17 protein-coding genes are annotated in these 20,089 nt (G+C 73.5%); 8 read left to right on the top strand and 9 right to left on the bottom strand.

The window, feature by feature from the left end:
• The first annotated feature begins 195 nt into the window (after positions 1-195).
• The gene (locus tag R4Z62_RS03900) at positions 196-1,998 is read left to right on the top strand and encodes an ABC transporter ATP-binding protein (protein WP_491519131.1); all 1,803 of its coding nucleotides are present in this window, start codon (positions 196-198) and stop codon (positions 1,996-1,998) included.
• Positions 1,999-2,141: 143 nt separating this feature from the next.
• Positions 2,142-3,044, top strand: coding sequence for an endolytic transglycosylase MltG (gene mltG, locus R4Z62_RS03895; RefSeq protein ID WP_491519130.1), 903 nt, complete (start codon positions 2,142-2,144; stop codon positions 3,042-3,044).
• A 22-nt stretch (positions 3,045-3,066) separates the two neighbouring features.
• Here the strand turns inward: mltG and R4Z62_RS03890 are convergent, their stop codons facing one another.
• Positions 3,067-4,146: an NAD(P)-binding domain-containing protein gene (locus R4Z62_RS03890; protein WP_491519129.1), complete on the bottom strand. Its 1,080-nt coding sequence runs from the start codon at positions 4,144-4,146 to the stop codon at positions 3,067-3,069.
• A 58-nt stretch (positions 4,147-4,204) separates the two neighbouring features.
• On the opposite strand from R4Z62_RS03890, the gene R4Z62_RS03885 reads away from it, so the two are divergent.
• Positions 4,205-4,627 (top strand): secondary thiamine-phosphate synthase enzyme YjbQ, encoded by a 423-nt coding sequence (locus tag R4Z62_RS03885; RefSeq protein WP_355475850.1) that lies wholly within the window; start codon positions 4,205-4,207, stop codon positions 4,625-4,627.
• 89 nt (positions 4,628-4,716) lie between these two features.
• Here R4Z62_RS03885 and R4Z62_RS03880 read toward each other — a convergent pair whose 3' ends face one another.
• The 3 genes from R4Z62_RS03880 to R4Z62_RS03870 form a co-directional block, all read right to left on the bottom strand.
• On the bottom strand, positions 4,717-5,169 hold the full coding sequence (locus R4Z62_RS03880; RefSeq protein WP_064531411.1) for a universal stress protein: 453 nt from the start codon (positions 5,167-5,169) through the stop codon (positions 4,717-4,719).
• A gap of 58 nt (positions 5,170-5,227) precedes the next feature.
• Positions 5,228-5,950, bottom strand: a complete 723-nt coding sequence (locus R4Z62_RS03875; RefSeq protein WP_491519128.1) for a hypothetical protein — start codon at positions 5,948-5,950, stop codon at positions 5,228-5,230.
• Between the two features lie 321 nt (positions 5,951-6,271).
• Positions 6,272-6,853: a TetR/AcrR family transcriptional regulator gene (locus tag R4Z62_RS03870; RefSeq protein WP_064531410.1), complete on the bottom strand. Its 582-nt coding sequence runs from the start codon at positions 6,851-6,853 to the stop codon at positions 6,272-6,274.
• A 246-nt stretch (positions 6,854-7,099) separates the two neighbouring features.
• Here R4Z62_RS03870 and R4Z62_RS03865 point away from each other — a divergent pair, with 246 nt between their 5' ends.
• Genes R4Z62_RS03865 through R4Z62_RS03850 form a run of 4 tightly spaced genes read left to right on the top strand, consistent with a single transcriptional unit; the run spans position 7,100 to position 11,982 of the window.
• Positions 7,100-7,711 carry a (2Fe-2S)-binding protein gene (locus R4Z62_RS03865; protein ID WP_491519127.1) on the top strand — a complete coding sequence of 204 codons (612 nt, stop codon included), beginning with the start codon at positions 7,100-7,102 and terminating at the stop codon, positions 7,709-7,711.
• Positions 7,708-8,700 (top strand): FAD binding domain-containing protein, encoded by a 993-nt coding sequence (locus tag R4Z62_RS03860; RefSeq protein WP_491519126.1) that lies wholly within the window; start codon positions 7,708-7,710, stop codon positions 8,698-8,700. Before R4Z62_RS03865 ends, R4Z62_RS03860 begins: the two co-directional genes overlap by 4 nt.
• The gene (locus R4Z62_RS03855; protein ID WP_064531408.1) at positions 8,697-10,838 is read left to right on the top strand and encodes a xanthine dehydrogenase family protein molybdopterin-binding subunit; all 2,142 of its coding nucleotides are present in this window, start codon (positions 8,697-8,699) and stop codon (positions 10,836-10,838) included. Before R4Z62_RS03860 ends, R4Z62_RS03855 begins: the two co-directional genes overlap by 4 nt.
• Positions 10,831-11,982: an XdhC family protein gene (locus tag R4Z62_RS03850; protein ID WP_491519125.1), complete on the top strand. Its 1,152-nt coding sequence runs from the start codon at positions 10,831-10,833 to the stop codon at positions 11,980-11,982. The genes R4Z62_RS03855 and R4Z62_RS03850 overlap by 8 nt, the downstream gene beginning before the upstream one ends.
• Positions 11,983-12,027: 45 nt before the next feature.
• On the opposite strand, the gene R4Z62_RS03845 is transcribed toward R4Z62_RS03850, so the two are convergent.
• From R4Z62_RS03845 to R4Z62_RS03830, 4 genes are all read right to left on the bottom strand, one after another.
• The gene (locus R4Z62_RS03845) at positions 12,028-14,931 is read right to left on the bottom strand and encodes an ATP-binding protein (protein WP_491519124.1); all 2,904 of its coding nucleotides are present in this window, start codon (positions 14,929-14,931) and stop codon (positions 12,028-12,030) included.
• A 164-nt stretch (positions 14,932-15,095) separates the two neighbouring features.
• A complete protein-coding gene (locus R4Z62_RS03840; protein WP_491519123.1) occupies positions 15,096-16,118 on the bottom strand; it encodes a (-)-alpha-amorphene synthase in 1,023 nt (340 codons plus the stop codon).
• 5 nt (positions 16,119-16,123) lie between these two features.
• Positions 16,124-17,635, bottom strand: coding sequence for a cytochrome P450 (locus R4Z62_RS03835; RefSeq protein ID WP_491519122.1), 1,512 nt, complete (start codon positions 17,633-17,635; stop codon positions 16,124-16,126).
• A 282-nt stretch (positions 17,636-17,917) separates the two neighbouring features.
• A complete protein-coding gene (locus R4Z62_RS03830; protein WP_398338306.1) occupies positions 17,918-18,322 on the bottom strand; it encodes a DUF5997 family protein in 405 nt (134 codons plus the stop codon).
• Positions 18,323-18,394: 72 nt separating this feature from the next.
• Between R4Z62_RS03830 and R4Z62_RS03825 the strand changes: the two genes are divergently transcribed.
• Entirely contained in the window at positions 18,395-19,252 is an 858-nt protein-coding gene (locus R4Z62_RS03825) for a LysR family substrate-binding domain-containing protein (protein WP_491519121.1), read from the top strand.
• 116 nt (positions 19,253-19,368) lie between these two features.
• On the opposite strand, the gene R4Z62_RS03820 is transcribed toward R4Z62_RS03825, so the two are convergent.
• Positions 19,369-19,845: an Lrp/AsnC family transcriptional regulator gene (locus R4Z62_RS03820; RefSeq protein WP_064531402.1), complete on the bottom strand. Its 477-nt coding sequence runs from the start codon at positions 19,843-19,845 to the stop codon at positions 19,369-19,371.
• Positions 19,846-20,089: the final 244 nt, after the last annotated feature.

Below are 20,089 nucleotides of genomic sequence, written 5' to 3'. Positions count from 1 at the left end.
TCAGGATGCCGCTCATTATGAGCATAGGTAACAATGAGCTAGCATCCGAAAGGCCGCCGCCGGCCGTGGTCCACCAACCGTGACCGCAGACCGCAGACCGCAGACCGCAGACCGCAGACCGCAGACCGCAGACCGCAGACCGCGCGGGCCGCGGGTCCGGCCGAGCCGCCCGTCGCAGCCATCCCGTAGGAGCCCATGCACCCCGACCGTCACCCCTCCTGGACCCCGTCCGCCGACGCGCAGGAACAGCCCCGGCAGGTCCGCCGCATCCTCGGGCTGTTCCGCCCCTATCGCGGCCGCCTCGCGGTCGTCGGCCTGCTGGTCGGCGCCGCGTCCCTGGTCTCCGTCGCCACGCCCTTCCTGCTGAAGGAGATCCTGGACGTCGCGATCCCGCAGGGCCGCACCGGTCTGCTCAGCCTGCTCGCCGCGGGCATGATCGTCAGCGCCGTGCTCACCAGTGTCTTCGGCGTGCTGCAGACCCTGATCTCCACGACTGTCGGCCAGCGGGTGATGCACGACCTGCGCACCGCCGTCTACGGACGCCTCCAGCGCATGTCCCTGGCCTTCTTCACCCGCACCCGCACCGGCGAGGTGCAGTCGCGCATCGCCAACGACATCGGCGGCATGCAGGCCACCGTCACCTCCACCGCCACCTCGCTGGTCTCCAACCTCACCAGCGTGGTCGCCACGATCGTCGCGATGGCCGCGCTCGACTGGCGGCTGACCGTGGTCTCGCTGCTGCTGCTCCCGGTGTTCGTGTGGATCAGCCGCCGTGTGGGCAACGAGCGCAAGAAGATCACCACCAGGCGGCAGAAGCAGATGGCCGCGATGGCCGCCACCGTCACCGAGTCGCTGTCCGTCAGCGGGATCCTGCTCGGTCGCACCATGGGCCGCTCCGACTCGCTGACCAGGTCGTTCGCCGAGGAGTCCGAGGGCCTGGTGGACCTTGAGGTCAGGTCCAACATGGCCGGACGGTGGCGCATGGCCGTCATCACCATCGTCATGGCCGCCATGCCTGCCATCATCTACTGGACCGCGGGCCTGGCTCTCAGATTCGGCGGCCCCGAGGTCTCCATCGGCACGATCGTCGCCTTCGTCTCGTTGCAGCAGGGCCTGTTCCGGCCGACCGTGAGCCTGTTGTCGACCGGCGTGCAGATACAGACCTCGCTCGCCCTGTTCCAGCGCATCTTCGAGTACCTCGACCTGCCGATCGACATCACCGAGCGCGAGCGGCCCGTCCGCCTCGGCCAGGTCAAGGGCGAGGTCCGTTTCGAGGACGTGACCTTCCGCTACGACGACAAGGGCGCCCCGATCCTCGACGGCATCGACGTCACGGTCCCGGCGGGCAGCAGCCTCGCGATCGTCGGCCCCACGGGCGCGGGCAAGTCCACGCTCGGCTACCTGGTTCCCCGGCTGTACGACGTGAGCGCGGGGCGCGTCACCCTCGACGGCGTCGACGTGCGCGACCTGGACTTCGACACGCTCGCCCGCGCGGTGGGCGTGGTCTCCCAGGAGACGTACCTCTTCCACGCCTCCGTCGCGGACAACCTGCGCTTCGCCAAACCTGACGCCACCGACGAGGAACTGCGCGCGGCGGCCAAGGCGGCCCAGATCCACGACCACATCGCGGCCCTGCCCGACGGGTACGACACCGTCGTCGGCGAGCGCGGCCACCGCTTCTCCGGTGGCGAGAAGCAGCGCCTGGCCATCGCCCGGACCATCTTGCGGGACCCCCCGGTGCTCATCCTCGACGAGGCCACCAGCGCGCTGGACACCCGTACCGAGGCGGCCGTCCAGGAAGCCATCGACGCGCTGTCGGCCGACCGGACCACGCTCACCATCGCCCACCGCCTCTCCACCGTCCGCGACGCGGACCAGATCCTCGTCCTCGACTCCGGCCGCGTGGCCGAGCGCGGTACGCACGAGGAACTGCTCGAACAGGACGGGCGTTATGCGGCGCTGGTCCGCCGTGACGCCCGACTGGAACCGACGACGTGAAGCCCGAGCAGAGTCGACGACGCGAGGCCTGACCGGAGCCGGAGACGTGACGCCCGATCTGAGCCGGCGACGTGACACTCGACCTGAGCCGACAAACCGACGATATGCCGGGTTTATGATCTCCGGAGCGTTACCGTGCCCGCATGCAGACGAACACGCCGTCACGGAAGACCGTCACGCTGACGCGCCGGGGCCGGCTGGCCCTCGTCGTGTCCGGGGCCGTCCTGGCGGGCACCGCCGTGGCGGTGCCGCTGCTGACCCTGCGCGAGGACGGACCGGTGCGCCCGCACGCGCTGGTGATCCCGGAGGGCTGGCGGGCCGCCCAGGTGTACGCCGCCGTCGACCGGGCGCTCGACGTGCCACCCGGCAGCACCCGGCAGACGGCCGGCAAGGGCGGACTCGGGCTTCCGGAGGTGGCCGAGGGCAACCCGGAGGGCTATCTGTTCCCGGCGACCTACCGGATCGACGACCGGTCGACCCCGCGGTCGCTGCTCTCCGCGATGGTCGGCGCCGCGGCCAGGAAGTTCACCGCGGCGCCGCCGGGCGCGGGCCCGCAGCGCACCACGATGAACCTTCACCAGGCGGTCACCATCGCGAGCATCGTCCAGGCGGAGTCCGCCACCAAGGCCGACATGGGCAAGGTGGCCCGGGTGATCTTCAACCGGCTGGAGCAGGGCATGCCCCTCCAGATGGACTCCACCCTGAACTACGGCCTGGACCGCGCCACCGTGCGCACCACCGCCGAGGACACACGGATCGACAGCCCGTACAACTCCTACCAGCGGATGGGGCTGCCGCCGACGCCCATCGACAACCCCGGTGAGGACGCGCTGCGCGCGGTGTACAACCCGGCCCCGGGCGACTGGCTGTACTTCGTCACCGTCAAACCGGGCGACACCCGCTTCACCGCGGACTACACCCAGCACCAGCGCAACGTGGACGAGTTCAACGCCCGTCGGCAGAGCCTCGCGCAGCAGCGCCCCGGGCAGCAGCAGCAACACCAGCCGGAGCAGGGCACCCGCAGCCCGCAGCCGGCGCCGAAGTGACCGGGGTCGGCGTCCGGAGGCCTCAGGCGGCGACGGCCGGATCCCCGGCCAGCAGCCGCCGGACGTCGCGGACGGCCGCGCGTCCGGCCCGGTTGGCGCCCACGGTGCTCGCCGAGGGGCCGTAGCCGACGAGATGGACGCGAGGATCGGCGGCGACCCGCGTCCCGTCGAGGCGGATGCCGCCGCCCGCCCCGCGCAGCCGCAGCGGCGCCAGATGGTCGAGCGCGGCCCGGAAGCCCGTCGCCCACAGGATGACGTCCGCCGCCAGCCGCTGTCCGTCCGGCCACTCCACTCCCTCGGGGGTGATCCGGGCGAACATGGGCCGGCGGTCCAGCACACCGTCGCGCAGCCCCTGCCGCACGGCGTCGTTCAGCGGGAGGCCCGTCACCGAGACGACGCTCCGGGGCGGCAGGCCCTGCCGGACCCGTTCCTCGACGAGCGCGACCGCGGCGCGGCCCGCGTCCTCGTCGAAGGGCCCCTCGCGGAAGACCGGCGGACGGCGCGTCACCCAGGTGGTGGCCGCCGCGTACGGCGCCAGTTCCAGCAGGTGCTGGGTCCCGGAGGCGCCGCCGCCGACCACGATCACCCGCTGCCCGGCGAACTCCTCGGGCCCGGCGTACTGCGCGGTGTGCAACTGCCGTCCGCAGAAGGTCTCCTGCCCCGGGTAGCGCGGCCAGAAGGGCCGGTCCCAGGTGCCGGTCGCGTTGATCAGCGCCCGTGCCGACCAGTCGCCCTGCGAGGTCTCCACCAGCAGCCGCCCGCCCCCGCCCTCGCGCACGGCGCGCACGTCCACCGGCCGTCGTACCCGCAGGTCGAACACGCGCTCGTACTCGGCGAAGTACGCGCCGATGACCTCCGAGGAGGGCCGCGCGGGGTCGGCGCCGGTCAGCTCCATGCCCGGCAGCGCGTGCATGCCGTGCACCTTGCCGTACGTCAGTGACGGCCAGCGGAACTGCCAGGCGCCGCCGGGGCCGGGGGAGTGGTCGAGCACCACGAATCCGCGCTCCGGCGCGAAGCCGCCGCGCCGCAGGTGATGGGCGGCGGCCAGGCCCGCCTGACCGGCCCCGACGACGACCACGTCGACCTCACGAGTGCTGTCCACGCCAGGACCAACCGCGCCGCGGGCACGGATCTTCCCCGGGATCGAGGAGGATGGGCGCATGTCACACGCCTTCACCACCCGAGTGCTGAACGTCGCCTCCGGCTCGCGGGAGCGGGTCGTGGACCTCACCCGTGACTGCGAGGAGTTCCTGCGGGAGACCTCCGACGGCCGTGACGGTCTGCTCAACCTGTTCGTGCCGCACGCCACCGCCGGTATCGCCGTCATCGAGACCGGCGCGGGCAGCGACGACGACCTGCTGGCGACCCTGCACACCCTGCTGCCCGCCGACGACCGCTGGCAGCACCGCCACGGGAGCCCCGGCCACGGTCGCGACCACGTCCTGCCGGCCCTCGTCCCGCCGCACGCCACCCTGCCGGTCGTCGGCGGCCGCCTGGAACTGGGCACCTGGCAGTCGGTCTGCCTGGTCGACACCAACGTCGACAACCCGAACCGCCAGGTCCGGTTGAGCTTCCTGGCCTGAGGCTGCCCGGCCTGGGAACTCCCGGACGCGACGTCCTGGAACGACTTCCTGGGCCGAGACTCCTTGGCCCGAGGCTTCCCGGCGCGCTCTCAGTGCGCCGGGTCCTTCTCCTGCCGTACGGTCACCACCGGGCAGGCCGCGTGCTGGGCGCAGCGCTGGCTGACCGAGCCCAGCATCGCGCGCGCGAAGCCGCCGCGGCCGCGGCTGCCCACGACAAGGATCTCCGCCCCCTGCGAGGCGCGGATCAGGATTTCCGACGGGTTGCCCTCGACGAGGTACTCGCGCATCCCGTCCGGCCGCCCGTCGGCGAAGACGGCGCGCAGCGCCTCGGCGAAGCGGTCTTTGGCCTGCTCCAGGTCGAACGTCGGGTCGATCGCGGGTCCGGTCCAGCCCGCGTCCGACGGGGTGTCCCAGGCGTGGACGGCCTCCACGACGCCGTCCACCAGTTCCGCGTACCGCACGGCCCAGCGCAGCGCCGCGTAGGACGACGGCGAACCGTCGACACCCACGACCACCCGAGGTCGCGGTCCAGAGGGTTGCATGGGCACCTCACTCGAACGTCGCTGTCCCCCCTGCGGGCGGCCCCGGAGTCCGCGGGCCTCACCTCAACGCTGCCCGGCGCGGCGCGAGCGCGCCAGCCGAGCGCGCGCGGGCGGAGCGGGCGCGGGGCCAGGGCGGGCGCGGGCGGAGCGGGCGCGGGGCCGGGGCGGGCGCGGGGCACGGGGGGGCGCGGGCCGCCGCCAGAGCGCTCGCCGCACCCAGGTAGCTGCCGGTCATCAGGAGCTCGAACCAGACCAGGCCGATCGCCTGCACCTCGTCCAGCCGGGCGCCGGGCGGACACGCGGTGCGCACCATGAGGTCGGGCGGCACCAGCACCCCGCCCAGGGTCACCTGGTCGCTCTCGGCCCCGGCCAGGAAGCCGCTGGACCAGAAGCCGCTGACACCCAGGCCCTCACCGGCCGCGGGGACCAGGGCCACCGCCAGTTCCTGGCCGGCGCCGCCCTTGTGGGGCACGAGCACGCTCGCGGTGAGCAGATCCATGGAACGGGCCAGGCTGCACGGGCGTTTCAACCCGGTGATCCGCAGCCACTCGGGCGTCGGGGTGGCGGACATCGACGGCGACAGGATGCCGGTGCCGCCGCGCCCCTCGGCGAGGCCCGAGGCCATCAGCTGGTTCTCCGTGGCGACAGCCTGGACGAGCATCCATTCGAGTCCCTCGCCGGAGTTGCTGAGCCCCACCAGGGTGACCATCGAGAAGTGGTGCATGGTCGTCGCGACGGCGAGCGAGGGCGAACGGCTGCCGAGGGCGCGCTGCACCCGCACGGCGTCGAGTGCGCGGGCGCCCGTCCCGGCCCTGGAGGGACGCCGGGGCCAGCAGCCCCGGGCCGCCGCTGTCCCGGAAAGGCCCGACCCCGGGGCCGCCGGGCCGCCGGGCCGCTCCAGGGTCACGACGGCACGGCCCGCAGGCTGTCGTCGAGCCCCGGCAGCAGTTCGGTGCGGGCCGTGCGTTCACGGTCCAGGAATCAATCTCATGTCGTCCCCTGCTCCTTGGTCCTCGGGCGCTGGCGGCGGCGCCCCGTCCGCGGTGTCGCCGGTGTCGCTGTCGTGGCAGCGTCCCGTGTTTACGCACGGGGCACCAGGAACTCAGCCGCGGCCGGGCGCACCCACCCGCAGGCCGTCCATGACGAGGTCGAGCAGACGGCTCGCGCGGGACTGCCAGTCGCCGTGCGGATCGAGCTGCCAGATCCCGGCGATGGCGAGGACGAAGTCGTCGGAGCTGACGCCGGGCCGGATGGCACCGGCCTCCTCGGCGGCGCGCAGCAGGAGGTCGGCGGCGGAGGCCAGCGCGGTGTGCCCCGGCTTCGCCGGGCTGCCGGGGGCGGCGGTGGCCTGGCGGATCGCGTCCGCGAGACCGGCCTTGGTCATGGCGAACCGGACCAGCCGGTCCATCCACTCGCGCAGCGCCTGGTCCGGGGAACGGCACTCCAGCAGCTCGGTCGCGCTGTCGGAGACCTGCTGCATCTCGTGACGGTAGATCTCCAGGACCAGCGCCTCGCGGTTGGGGAAGTTGCGGTAGAACGTGCCCTGGCCGACGCCGGCCTTCCTGGCGATCACGCTGAGCGGGGTGTCGGCGCAACGGGTCAGCTCGGCCACCGCCACTTCCAGGATGGTCTCGCGATTGCGTTGTGCGTCCGAGCGCTGAGGCGTGTGCTTCTTCTGCTGCACTCGTCCTCCTTTCGGGTACGCCGCCGAACCCGGCCTTGCTAAGCGGACAGCTGTCCGGTAGTTTCGCGAATAACGGACAGCTGTCCGCTTCGCGTCCACTCTAGCGGTGGGCAGTGCTTTTCCGCCACGCACAGTGCCCTGTTCCGATTCCCAGAGCCCTTGTCCCCGACGTCACTTTTCCTGATTCATCGTCTGTCAGGCCGACATCTCGACGTGTTTCCGCCGCATATGCGAAAGAAGCTGATCATGGACCCAGCCACCTCGTCGACGCACAGCCCGATCACTTTGAACATCAACGGCGAGAAGCACGCGCTGTCCGTCGACCACCGCACCACCCTGCTCGACGCCCTGCGCGAGCGGCTCGATCTGACCGGCACCAAAAAGGGCTGTGACCAGGGACAGTGCGGTGCCTGCACAGTCCTGCTCGACGGCCGCCGTGCCGTCTCCTGCCTGCAACTGGCGGTCGCGGCCGAAGGGCGCGAGATCACCACCATCGAGGGCGTCGCCGAGGGCGACCGGCTGCATCCCGTGCAGCAGTCCTTCCTCGACCTCGACGGCTTCCAGTGCGGCTACTGCACACCTGGCCAGATCTGTTCGGCCGTCGCCGTGATCGAGGAGCACGCGGCGGGCTGGCCGAGCGCGGTCACCGACGATGTGCGCCCCGAGGCCGGACCGCCCCCGCTGACCGCCGACGAGATCAGGGAGCGGATGAGCGGCAACCTGTGCCGCTGCGGCGCCTACGCGTCGATCGTCCAGGCGGTCGAGCGGGCCGCGTCGACCGTGCGGTCCGGCGGCGCGTCCGCCGTGGAGAGCGCACAGAGCGCACAGAGCGCACCGAGCAAGGAGGCCGTGGCATGAGGGAGTTCGGCTATGAACGGGCCCATGACGTCGCCGGTGCCGTCGCGCTGCTGGGCGCCGACCCGGACGCCCGATTCCTCGGCGGCGGCACCAACCTCGTCGACCTGATGAAGACCGGCGTCGAGCGGCCCGCCCGCCTCGTCGACGTACGCGAGCTGCCGCTCGACGGGATCGAGCCCACCGACGACGGCGGTCTGCGCATCGGCGCCACCGTCACCAACAGCGACCTCGCCGCCCACCCGGACGTGCGCCGCCGCTACCCGGCGCTGACCCAGGCGGTACTGGCCGGTGCCTCGGGGCAGTTGCGCAACATGGCGACCGTCGGCGGCAACCTCCTCCAGCGCACCCGCTGCGGCTACTTCACCGATGTCACCCGGCCGTGCAACAAGCGCGTCCCCGGCAGCGGCTGCCCCGCGATCGAGGGGGAGCACCACAACCACGCGATCCTGGGCGCCTCCGAGCACTGCGTGGCCGTCCACCCCTCCGACATGGGCGTGGCCCTGACCGCCTTCGACGCCGTCGTCTCCTACGAGACCGCAGACGGAGCGGGCTCTTCGCCGCTCGCCGACTTCTATCTCCCCGTGGGCGACACCCCGCACCGGGAGACCGCCCTGCCGCCGGGCGCGCTGATCACCGGCGTCGTCCTGCCGCCCGCCCCCGTCGCGGCCCGCTCGCGCTACCGCAAGGTCCGCGAGCGCGCCTCCTACGCCTTCGCCCTCGGCTCCGTGGCCGCCGCCCTCGACGTCCGGGACGGCGTCGTGCACGAGGCACGCCTCGCCCTCGGCGCGGTAGCGTCCCGCCCCTGGCGGGCCCGCACCGCCGAGCGGATGCTGACCGGTGCCCCGGCCGACGCCGCCGGCTTCGCCGCAGCAGCGGACGCCGAACTGGCCGCCGCGAGCCCGCTGCCGCACAACGGCTACAAGGTGGCCCTCCTGCGCAACCTGACGGTGGCCGTGCTGACCGAACTCGCCGAGGAGATGGCTCGATGACCACCGCCACCGGAACACGTACGACCAGGAAGGGCGCCGTCGGGACCGCGCACACCCGCGTGGAGGGCCTCGACAAGGTCACCGGAGCCGCCCGCTACGCCGGTGAGATCCCCTTCGCCGACCTCGCCCACGGTTGGCTGGTGCTCTCCACGGTGGCCCGCGGCCGGATCCGGTCCCTCGACACCGCGCCCGTGCTCGCCATGCCCGGAGTGCTCACCGTCCTCCACCACGAGAACGCGCCGCGCCTGAAGACCGACTTCATCGGCCTGCTGGGCGTCCCCCCGGACCCCACCTCCACCCTCTTCCAGAACGACCGGGTGGCGCACCGGGGCTGGCCGGTGGCGCTGGTCGTCGCCGAGACCTCCGAGCAGGCCAGGGAAGCGGCCGAATCCCTCGTCGTGCACTACGAACAGGAGCCGCACGACGTCGACTTCTCCGCCGGCCGCACCGACGCGTACGAGCTCCAGGGCCATATGCCGGCGGCGACGGAGAAGGGCGACCTGGCGGCCGAACTCGCCGCCTCCGCCGTCACCCTCGACGAGGAGTACACCACCCCTGAAGAGCACCACAGCATGATGGAGCCGCACGCGGCGACCGCCCTGTGGGACGGCGGACGCCTCGAACTCGTCGACTCCAACCAGGGCGCCACCTGGGTCGTCGGCGAACTGGCCAACCTCTTCTCGCTCGACCCGTCCGCCGTGCGCGTGCGCTCCGAGCACGTCGGCGGCGGCTTCGGCAGCAAGGGCGTGCGCGCCCACCAGGTGGCCGCCGTGATGGGCGCGACCGTCCTGCACCGTCCCGTGCGCGTCGTCATGACACGCCGCCAGATGTTCTCGCTGACCGGCTACCGCAGCCCCACCGCGCAGCGGATCAGGCTCGGCGCGGACCCGGACGGCCGCCTGCGGGCGCTGGAGCACCTCTCGCTCAGCCAGACCTCCACCGTCCACGAGTTCGTCGAGTCGTGCGCCGCCCCCTCCCGGGTGATGTACGACGCCGAAGCCCACCACACCGTCCACCGCGTCGTCCGGCTGGACGTGCCGACCCCGACGTTCATGCGCGCACCGGGGGAGGCCCCGGGCTCCTTCGCCCTGGAGTCCGCGCTCGACGAACTCGCCGAGAAATGCGGTCTGGACCCGATCGAGCTGCGCCTGCGCAACGAGCCGGAGCGGGGCCCCGTCTCCGGACTGCCCTTCAGCAGCCGCAATCTGACCGCCTGCTTCCGCGAGGGCGCCCGCAGGTTCGGCTGGGCCGACCGGGACCCACGCCCCGGCGTGCGCCGCGAGGGGCGCTGGCTGCTCGGCACCGGCACGGCCGCCGCGTCCTTCCCCTCCAACGCCGGGCCGTCCACCGCGCTCGTCACGGCCGAGGCGGACGGCACCTTCACCGTGCGGATCGCCGCCGCCGACGTCGGCACCGGAGCGCGCACCGCGCTGCTCCTGGTCGCCGCCGACGCCCTGGAGACGACGACGGACCGGGTCCGGGTGCGCATCGGGGACAGCGACTTCGGACCGGCGATGATCTCCGGCGGTTCCATGGGCACCCGGTCCTGGTCCTGGGCGGTCAGGATCGCGGCCGAAGAGCTGCGCGAGCGGCTGACGCTGGGCGCCGACATCCCGCCGGAGGGCATCACTGTGCGCTCCGACACCACCGAGGCCCTGCGGTCCCTGACCGGCAAGGAACGGCACTCCTTCGGCGCCCAGTTCGCCGAGGTCGCCGTGGACGTCGCCACCGGCGAGGTACGGGTGCGCCGGATGCTCGGCATCTTCGCGGCGGGCCGCATCGTCAACCCGCTCACCGCCCGCAACCAGCTCGTCGGCGGCATGATCTGGGGCATCTCCATGGCGCTGCACGAGGCGGCGGCCCGCGACCGGGCCGACGGCGGACTCTACGGCCCCGACCTCGCCGGCTACCACGTCACGTCGCACGCCGACGTACCCCCGTCGATCGAGGCCGACTGGGTCGACGACCCGGACCCGGACGACCCGGTCGGCATCAAGGGCATCGGTGAGGTGGGCATCGTCGGAGCCGCCGCGGCGATCACCAACGCGGTGTGGCACGCCACCGGCGTCCGCCACCGCGACCTGCCCGTCCGCCCCGACCGCGTCCTGGAGGCAGCCGCTAGGGAGCCGCATGCTTGACATCGCCGAGGAGCTGCACCGCTGGACGGAGGAGGGCCGGGCCTACGCCGTGGCCACCGTGGTCACCGTCGGTGGCAGCGCGCCGCGCGGTCCGGGCGCTGCCCTCGCCGTCGACAGCGAGGGCACCGTCATCGGCTCGGTCTCCGGCGGCTGTGTGGAAGGAGCGGTCTACGACCTGTGCCGACAGGCCCTCCAGGACGGCACCACCGTCCTGGAGGAGTTCGGCTACAGCGACGAGGACGCCTTCGCGGTCGGCCTGACCTGCGGCGGGACCATCGGCATGGTGATCACCCCGGTCGGTGCGCAGGCGCCGGTGCGCACGGTGCTCGGGGCGGCGCTGGCGGCCGCCGTTCGCGACGAGCCGGTGGCCCTCGCCCGGATCGTCCGCGGCCCGGAACGGCTGCTCGGCGCCACGGTCCTGGTCCGGGCGGACGGCACCGACGAGGGCGCGCAGGACGGCGGGTTCGGTGACCATCCGGAGGCGGCCCGCACCGCGGTGGCCGAGGCCAGGGCGCTGCTGGAGGCCGGCCGCACGGGGACCGTGGAGCTGTCCGATGACGGCTCGCACTGCCCCGGCGGACTGACCCTGCTCGTCGAGGTGACCGTGCCGCCGCCGCGCATGATCGTCTTCGGGGCGGTCGACTTCGCGGCGGCACTGGTCAGGGCGGGCAAGTTCCTCGGCTACCACGTGACGGTGTGCGACGCCCGGCCCGTCTTCGCCACCCGGGGCCGCTTCCCCGAGGCCGACGACATCGTCGTGGACTGGCCGCACCGCTATCTGCGGGACACCCCGACCGACCCGCGCACGGTGCTGTGTGTGCTCACCCATGACGCCAAGTTCGACATCCCCCTGCTGACGGTCGCCCTGCGGATGCCGGTCGCCTTCGTCGGCGCCATGGGCTCGCGCCGGACCCACGAGGACCGCAGACGCCGGCTGCGCGAGGCGGGCGTGAGCGAGGAGGAGCTGGACCGGCTGCGGTCCCCGATCGGCCTGGATCTCGGCGCCCGTACCCCGGAGGAGACGGCCCTGTCCATCGCGGCGGAGATCGTCGCCGCCCGGCGCGGCGGGACGGGCACCCCCCTGACCGGCTCGGGAGGTCCGATCCACCACGACCGCGGTCCGGGCGGCACCCGCGCCGCGTAGGCGACCGGCCGGGGCCCGGGAAGGAGAGCAAGGAGGTCAAGGAGGTCAAGGACAGGGTCGGGGATAGGTCTCCAGCGCGGTGGCGAGCCCCGCGGCGTCGGTGCCCACCTTGCGGTACACGGAGGAGAGGAGCTGGCGCACCCCCTGCTCGGTGAGCCGCAGTTCCTTGGCGACCACCGCCACCGGATGCCCCTGCGCGGCCTGTTCGGCGGCTCTGCGTTCCTGCGCGGTGAGCGTGTCGGTCTGCGCGTACCGCAGCGGCAGCGGGCGCAGTCCGGCCGCCGAAAGCTCCGCCCTGGCCCGTACGGCAAGGGCCTCGGCCCCGCAGTGGACCGCGGTCTCCAGGCCCCGGTAGAGCCGGTCGGCCGCGTCCGCGAGCCGGCCGTTGCGGGCCAGGGCGGCTCCGTGCCCCACCAGCGCGCGGGCCAGTTCGTACCCGGCCGGGGACCCCTCCAGCAGGCAGACCGCCTCGGCGTGCAGCTCCAGCGCCGCCGGGCCGCCGGTGACCTCGGCCATCGTGCGCAGCGCCTGCCCGGTGGCCGAGGCCGCGCCGAAGGCCCGCGCCCGCTGGACCGCCTCCCCGGCCAGGCAGACGGCGCGCTCCGGCGCCACGGGTGCCAGCGCCGTCGCCAGGTCCAGCTGCCAGGGGCACCATGCGGGATTGCGCCAGGCCCGGGAGTCCTGCCGGTCGCCGACGGCGGACAGCAGCCGTGCCGTCTCCGCGTGGCGGCCCTCCGCCAGCAGCAGTTCGGCGTACACGGTGCGCGGGTCGGGGTAGATCACCGCGTTCGGGACGGTCTCGCCGAAGGCGTGGTCGTCGGCGACCTGCCGGGCCTCGGCGATCCGGCCCCGGGCCAGCAGCGTCTGGATGAGCACACCGATCGCGAACCACTGCGCCGGGACCGCGCCCTCCACCCGGTCGGCGATGCGCAGTCCTTCGCGGACGTGGTTCTCCGCCTCGGCCAGGCCGCCGCGGTGGTAGTGGATATAACCGAGCAGCGTCTCGCCCAGGGCCAGATGGGAGCCGCGCCAGCCCTTTGCGTTGCACTCGGCGATGCCCCGGCCGAACAGTTCCTCGGCCCGCCGGGGCTGGTCGCAGTACATGAACAGCAGGGCGACCGAGGCGGGCACCTCGAAGCCGCGGTTCTCGTCGGTCCAGCTCATCCCGCCGCGCAGCGCTCGCTCGGCATGGTCGAGGACCGTCTGCCGCGCCTCGCCGCGCACCATGGCGTCCCAGGCGCGCAGCCCCAGGATGTAGCGCTCCTCCAGGGTGCGGCCGGTCAGCCGTTCGGCCAGGCGGGCGAGTTTGCGGGAGCGGGCCGGTGAGTCGGGTTCGTCGGTGCGGAAGGCGCTCCACACGAAGTGGTCGGCCTGCATGCGCAGCCGGGTCCGCGGATCGGTGGCCTTGTGCGCCTCCTCGGCGGCCACGCTCGCGGCCTCCGCCATCCGGTCGGTGTGCGCCAGCGCCTGCGTCAGCCGGTAGACGATGGAGGCCCGCAGCCCGGGGGAGAGACCGGGTTCGGTGAGGGCCTGCCGCAGATGGGTGACGGTGGCCGCGGGTTCGATGAGGAAGGTCGAGCCGGCCAGTTCGTGCAGCAGCGCGGCCCGGTCCTCGGGCGGCGGCGGTTCCTGGAGGGCCCTGGCCAGCGCCCGCCGGGCGGCCTCCGGAGCCCCGGCCCGCAGATACTCGCGGGCGGCCTCCCGCAGACAGGCCACGGCCTCGGGCCTGGCCTCGCACGGCACTTCCAGCAGATGCCGTGCGGCGGCCGTGGGGCCGAGCCCGGCGGCGCGGACGGCCTCGGCGGCGGCGTTGTGCAGACCCACCCGCAGGCCGGGCGGGATGGACCGGTAGATCGCGGTGGCGATCAGCGGGTGCGTGAACTCCAGATTGCCGCCGGTGCCGGGACTGTCGGTGAGGATCCTGGCGGCGCGCAGCTTCGCCGTCTCCTGCGCGGCCTGCTCCACCCCGACCACGGCGACGGCGGCGGCCAGGTCCGGCGGTACGGAGGTGCCCAGCACGGCTGCGGCCGAGGCGAACATGACGGTGCCGGGGCCGAGCCGGCGCAGACGGTCCAGCAGACCGGGCCCCTTGATCGCGGAGGCCACGTCGCGCATCACCGGCAGATCGGCCCCGGTCCCGCGCACCTGCCGTTCGGCGAGCTGGATCGCCAGCTCCACCGCCTCGAAGGGGCGGCCCTCGGTGACCGTGCAGCACTCCTCGCAGAACGCGTCCTCGGCCGACTCGCCCACGTGTTCCCGGATGATCCGGGCCACGCCCGTGGCGGAGAGCGGCCTCAGCGCGTGCGGGCGGTTCTCGTGGTGCTCGACCAGGGCACGGAAGGCGGTGGCCTCGGGCGGCAGTTCGCCGGGACGGTAGGCGACGACGATCAGCAGGGGAAGGTTCTCGATGCGGGGTGCGAAGGAGGCGAGCCAGCTCAGCGACTCCGCGTCGGACCAGTGCGCGTCGTCCAGGAGCAGCACGACCGGCGCCCGCGCCACGGTGAGACGTGTCATCACCCAGTCGAGACCGTCACGCACCCCGGCCGGATCCGGCACCCGGGCGCTGTCGGACGCCTCCAGACCGAGCGCGGTGGCGACGATGTCGTACCAACTGCCCAGGAACTCGCGGCGCTCGGCCTCGGGCATCGCCGCCAGCGGGGGCTGCACCAGTTGCCGGACCACGTGGAAGGCCAGCTCCTGCTCGTTCTCGCCGCCCCGGGCCGACAGGACCGTGCAGCCCTGGGCCAGGGCCCGCGCGCGCAACTGCGCCATGAGCGTCGTCTTCCCCAGCCCGGCGGGACCGGTGAAGGCCAGCAGCCCGCCGCCGCGCAGGGACCCCTCGGCGGACGCGGCCAGGGAGGCCAGCGCGTCGTCCAGCACCCGCAGTTCCCGCTGCCGTTCCAGCAAGGGCCGGTGTCCGGTGTGCGACTGCCACGGCTCATCTGCCATGTGCCCTACCGCTTCCTGTGCTTCGGCCGTCCGAGGAAGCCAGAGCGTACGCCCGCGTGGTCCCCGGACGGCCGAATGGGGCATGGAAGAGGCAAGGAAGGGTGAATCTTCTCGCTCCGAGGATTGACGCCCCTTCCAGGTGGGTAACGCGCCTCGGATGTCCGCTACCGGGTGGGCGCCTGGGCGGAGTCCGCGTACCGCGGCACCGTCCGGGACCAGTGGTAGCAGCCGCGGATCCAGCCGGTCATGCCGTCCACATAGCCGGCACCGGCGGGGCTGAGCTCAGGGGCCAGTTCCGCGCGGAGCCGTTCGAACTCATGGATGGTGCCGTTGATCCGGCCGATGGCCGACGTCACCGCCTCCGGCAGCGAGCAGTCGTGGGCCCGCTGATAGCCGAGGGCCAGGTTGATCAGTCCGCCGGTGCGCTGCTCCTTCACCGCGGAGTAGAGGTCCGGTATCCACACCGCGGCGTCGGAGGACAGCGCCGTCAGCCGCCGCATCAGCGGGTGGTGGAGTTCGCGCGGGGCCAGTTCGCCGGTCTGCGCGGCCTCGCACAGGGGGTAGAACGGCTGCACCCCCGCCGTCAGCGACCGTATCGACGTGCACACCCCGAGACGCGGCGCGGCGGACCCGTGCTGGGCCACCGCCTCGTACATCAGCCCGTGCACGTACTCCTGGCCGTACCAGGCCCAGCGTGCCGCCTGGGCGGGGGTGCAGCGCCGCCGGACCTGCCGGTGGAGGTCGGTGAGCGCCGCCCCGAGAGGCGTCGTCGGCGGCCGGCCCTCGCGCAGGACCGCGATGCTCTCGCACAGCATGGGCAGCAGCCGGTCCGGTCCCTGCTCACCGACCTCCTCCGCCCGGTCGTCGAAGACGAACTGGTAGGCGATCTGGAGGGCGACGAGCCGCAGGATGTCCGCGTCGACGTCCGGGGTGGTGTACGAGGCGAGCTGGGCCGGCCGGGTCCGGACGATCATGTCCGCGACGTCCGGATCGGCGGTCAGACCGCGGTCGTCCAGCCAGTCGTCCGTGGCCGCCACCGCCTCCGCCTCATGGGGGTTGCTGCGGAAGGCATAGGGCATGTGGAGGCGGGCGTCGATCAGATCGTTGAGCGAGGCAGCCGGGTCGGAGAGCGCCTCGGCTGCCGGGACTGCCTGTCGTGGTACGCGTTCCTCTTGCCGCGTCGCCACCTCGGTCACCTGCCCTTCGGGTCGGAGTGGTCCTGCTGGCGGACCGAGCGCGGAGGGGTCCCGCTCGGTCCGGGCGGTGCCGGTTCGGGGGACGTCGGTCCGGCGGAGGCCGGTGCGAGCGGCGGCGGTTCGGCGGAGGCCGGTCGGAGCGGCGCCGGTCCGGGCGCCGCCGGGCAGGTCCGGCCCGCGCCCGGCTGCGGCGCGCCCGGCCGGGACGGGCCCGCGCGGACCGGCCGCGGTTCGCAGGTCATCACCAGCGACCGGGGGCCCAGCGTCACGGCCGGGCGCAGGGGCGCCACCGGTCCCGGCGGATGGCGCAGCCGCAGCCGGCCGGCGATCGTCGCGACCGCCACCGTGGCCTCCGCCACCGCGAGCGCGTCGCCGACGCACTTGCGGTTGCCCGCGGCGAAGGGCAGCATCGCGCCGTGCGGCACGGCCGCCGTCCGCCCCGGCAGCCAGCGGTCCGGCAGGAACCGCTCCGGCTCGGGGAACGACGCGGGATCGTGGTGCAGCAGATACGGGCTGTAGAGGACGGTGGCGCCCCGGGGGATCCGGCAGCCGCCCAGCTCGGTCTCCTCGGTGGTGACCCGGGTGAACAGCCAGCCGGGCGGGGAGTGCCGCAGCGTCTCGGTCACGACGTTGCCGGTGCGCACCAGCAGCGGCAGTTCGGCGGCGGTCGGCGCGCGCCCGCCCAGTACCGTGTCGACCTCCTCGTGCACCCGGCGTTCGGCCTCCGGATGCCGGGCCAGCAGGCTGAAGAGGGAGGCCAGGAGGAGAGCGGTGGTCTCCACCCCGGTGAGCAGCAGGGTGATGAGATGGTCGTGCACCTCCTGCCCGGTGATCGCGGGCCCGTCCTGCCCGCGCTCGGCGGCCAGCAGGGTGCCCAGCAGATCGTCCCGCGGTGCCTGGGCGCGCCGCCGTGCGACGGCCGCGTCGATCAGGCCGTGCAGGCGTTCGAGAGCGTCCCGGTAGCGGCGGTTGGCGGGCAGGGGCACCCGGAAGGGCGCGTCCAGCGGCACCACCGTACGGACGAACAGCCCGCGCACCACGGTGGACAGACACTCCCTCAGCTCGGCGGCCGCGGCCTCGTCGAGCGTGTCCGAGAGCAGGACCCGGCTGGTGACGCGGGTCGTGAGGGCCATCGTCGCCGCGCTCACGTCGACGCGCTGTCCCGGCCGCCAGGTGTCGCACAGCGCCGCGGCCTCGGCGCCCATCAGGTCCGTGTACGCGGCCACGCGCGTGGCGTGGAACCGCGGTTGCAGCAGCCGCCGCTGTCTGCGGTGGGTCTGCTGGCGGCTGGTGACCAGGCCGTCCCCCATCAGGGTCCGGAGCCGGTCGTACTGGGAGCCGCCCTTGTCGAACGTCCGGGTGTCCACGAGCATCCGGTGGACCAGCTCCGGATGGCACACGATCCAGGCGGGCACCGGGCCCAGCCGGATCCGGACGATGTCCCCGCGCCGCGGCAGAGAGTTGAGAAAATCCAGCGGACGGCGGAACAAGGCGATACCGTGGCTCAAGAAAGGGAATATGCCCGGCGCAGTACCCACGGTCCAGGACCGGTCGGATAGGTCGGTCGTGGATACGGCACCGGTTGACGCACCGCTCATCGAATACCACCTGCCTCAGTCGGCACACAAAAATGGGGCGGTCTTTCAGGGCTTGGCGCTCGAACCATGTCCTGCCCAGTTCAACGCGTGCGCCGACCGCCCTCCGCTGTGCACGGGGGGCGCACGGGAGCGCGCGGAAGCGTGGGACGAACCACCTGTGCGACGTACCGAGGCGGCCGGGCCGCCCCCGCGTCAGGCGTCCGGGGAGTCACCCTCCCCGGCCCGCTCGGCGTTCCGCTTCTTCAGCCGCGCCGCCTCCTTGCGGACCTCGGCCTGGGTGGCGCGCTCCTTCTCCAGCCACTCGGGCCCCTCCTGCCTCAGGGCCTCGATCTGCTCGGTGGTGAGCGCCTCGGTGACCCCGCCGCGCGCCAGGCCCGCGATGGAGACACCCAGCCTGGCCGCGACCACCGGACGGGGGTGCGGGCCGTCGCGCCGCAGCTCGCGCAGCCACTCGGGCGGATCGGCCTGGAGCTGGTCCAGCTCGGCGCGCGAGACGACGCCCTCCTGGAACTCGGCGGGCGTGGCGGGCAGGTACACACCCAGCTTCTTCGCCGCGGTGGCGGGCTTCATCGTCTGGGTGCTCTGGTGCGACTTCATGGTGTCCAGACTATCCACCGGCGGGGCCGGGTCCCGACCACGCCGGGTGACCCGGACGGGTAACCTGGCCGGGTGACAGGCTCGGAGACATCCCCCACGTTCCGGCTCGCGTACGTCCCCGGGGTGACGCCCGCCAAGTGGGTGCGGATCTGGAACGAGCGCCTGCCCGACGTCCCCCTCGCCCTCGTCCAGGTACCGGCCGCCGACGCGTCCGCGGTGCTCGGCGAGGGCCGCGCGGACGCGGGCGTCGTACGCCTGCCCGTCGACCGTACGGTCTTCAGCGCGATCCCCCTCTACACCGAGACCACCGTGGTCGTCGTCCCCAAGGACCACCTGGTGACGGCGGCGGACGAGGTGTCCCTCGCCGACCTGGCCGACGAGGTCGTCCTGCACCCCCAGGACGACGTCCTCGGCTGGGAGCGGCCCCCCGGCGAGCCCGCCTTCGAGCGCCCCGCGACCACCGAGGACGCCGTGGAACTGGTCGCGGCCGGTGTGGGAGTCCTGATCGTGCCGCAGTCGCTGGCCCGGCTGCACCACCGCAGGGACCTGACCTACCGGACCGTCGCCGACGCCCCGCAGTCGGGTGTCGCGCTGGTGTGGCCCGAGGAGGCGACCACCGACCTGGTCGACGACTTCATCGGGATCGTGCGCGGCCGGACGGCCAACAGCACCCGCGGCCGCAGCCGGCCCGAGGCGCAGGCCGGGACCGGGCGCGGGCAGGACACGGGGACCGGCCGCAAGGCCGCTCCTGGCAAGGGCTCGGGCAAGGCCCCGGGCAGGTCGGCGGGCAAGGGTGCGGGCGCGGGCGGCACCGGCAGGACGGCCCAGAGCCGAGGCGGCTTTGGCCGCACCGGCGGGGCGCGCGGCGCCAAGGGCGCCCAGGGCGGAGCCAGGGGCGCCAAGCGGGGCCGGCCGCGCCGCAGTTCCTAGCCTCCCGAAGTCCAGGGCCAGATCCACATCCGGCCCAGAGCCAGGGACAGATCCGGGCCCAGGTCCGGGGCCGGGACCAGGTCCGGATCCGGGGCCGCAGGCAGGTGCTGCCCGGTTCACTTCCCGGACGCACGCCCGATCGACTCCACCAGCGGCAGCAGCCGGTGCGGGACGCGTTCGCGCAGGGCCACCTCGGTACGGGTGCGGACCACGCCCGGCAGGCTGATCAGCTTCTGGATCACGTCCTCCAGGTGGGCGTTGTCGCGCGCCACGACCCGGGTGAGCAGATCGCCGCCGCCGGTGATGGAGAACGCCTCCACGATCTCCGGCACCCCGGCCAGCGCGTCCCCCACGTCGTCCAGGTGCCCCTGGGTGACCTCGATGTGCACGAACGCCAGCACCGGGTGGCCGAGCGCGGCGGGGGAGAGGGACGGACCCGTCCCGGTGATCACACCGTCGCGCTCCAGGCGGTCCAGCCGGGCCTGGAGCGTGCCCCGGGCGATGCCGAGGACGCGCGCGTACTCGCGCACGCTGGTGCGCGGCTGCTCCAGGAGCAGCCGCAGGATGCGGGTGTCGAGTTCGTCCACGGCCATGGCGGCGCCGGTCTCCCTGGGAAGGCGTCGTTCGACCCGACTGTACCAATGGCCCACTCCCGCCCCCGGCCGGTGAGCCAGGCACGCCCGTCCATTGGCCTGTCGCCAGGGCTGTTGTCCGAGCCCCCGCTGTGCCAATGGCCCAGTCATTCCGGAGCCACTTGAGCCAGAGCCCCCGAGGATGCTCTCATGGACGGGTCGATGGCGCTGCGGATCCCCGCGGCGCCTTTTTCATGCCGGTCCC

This window comes from Streptomyces sp. PL-25 (assembly GCF_058344915.1).
This window is presented reverse-complemented; position numbering and strand designations above follow the sequence as displayed.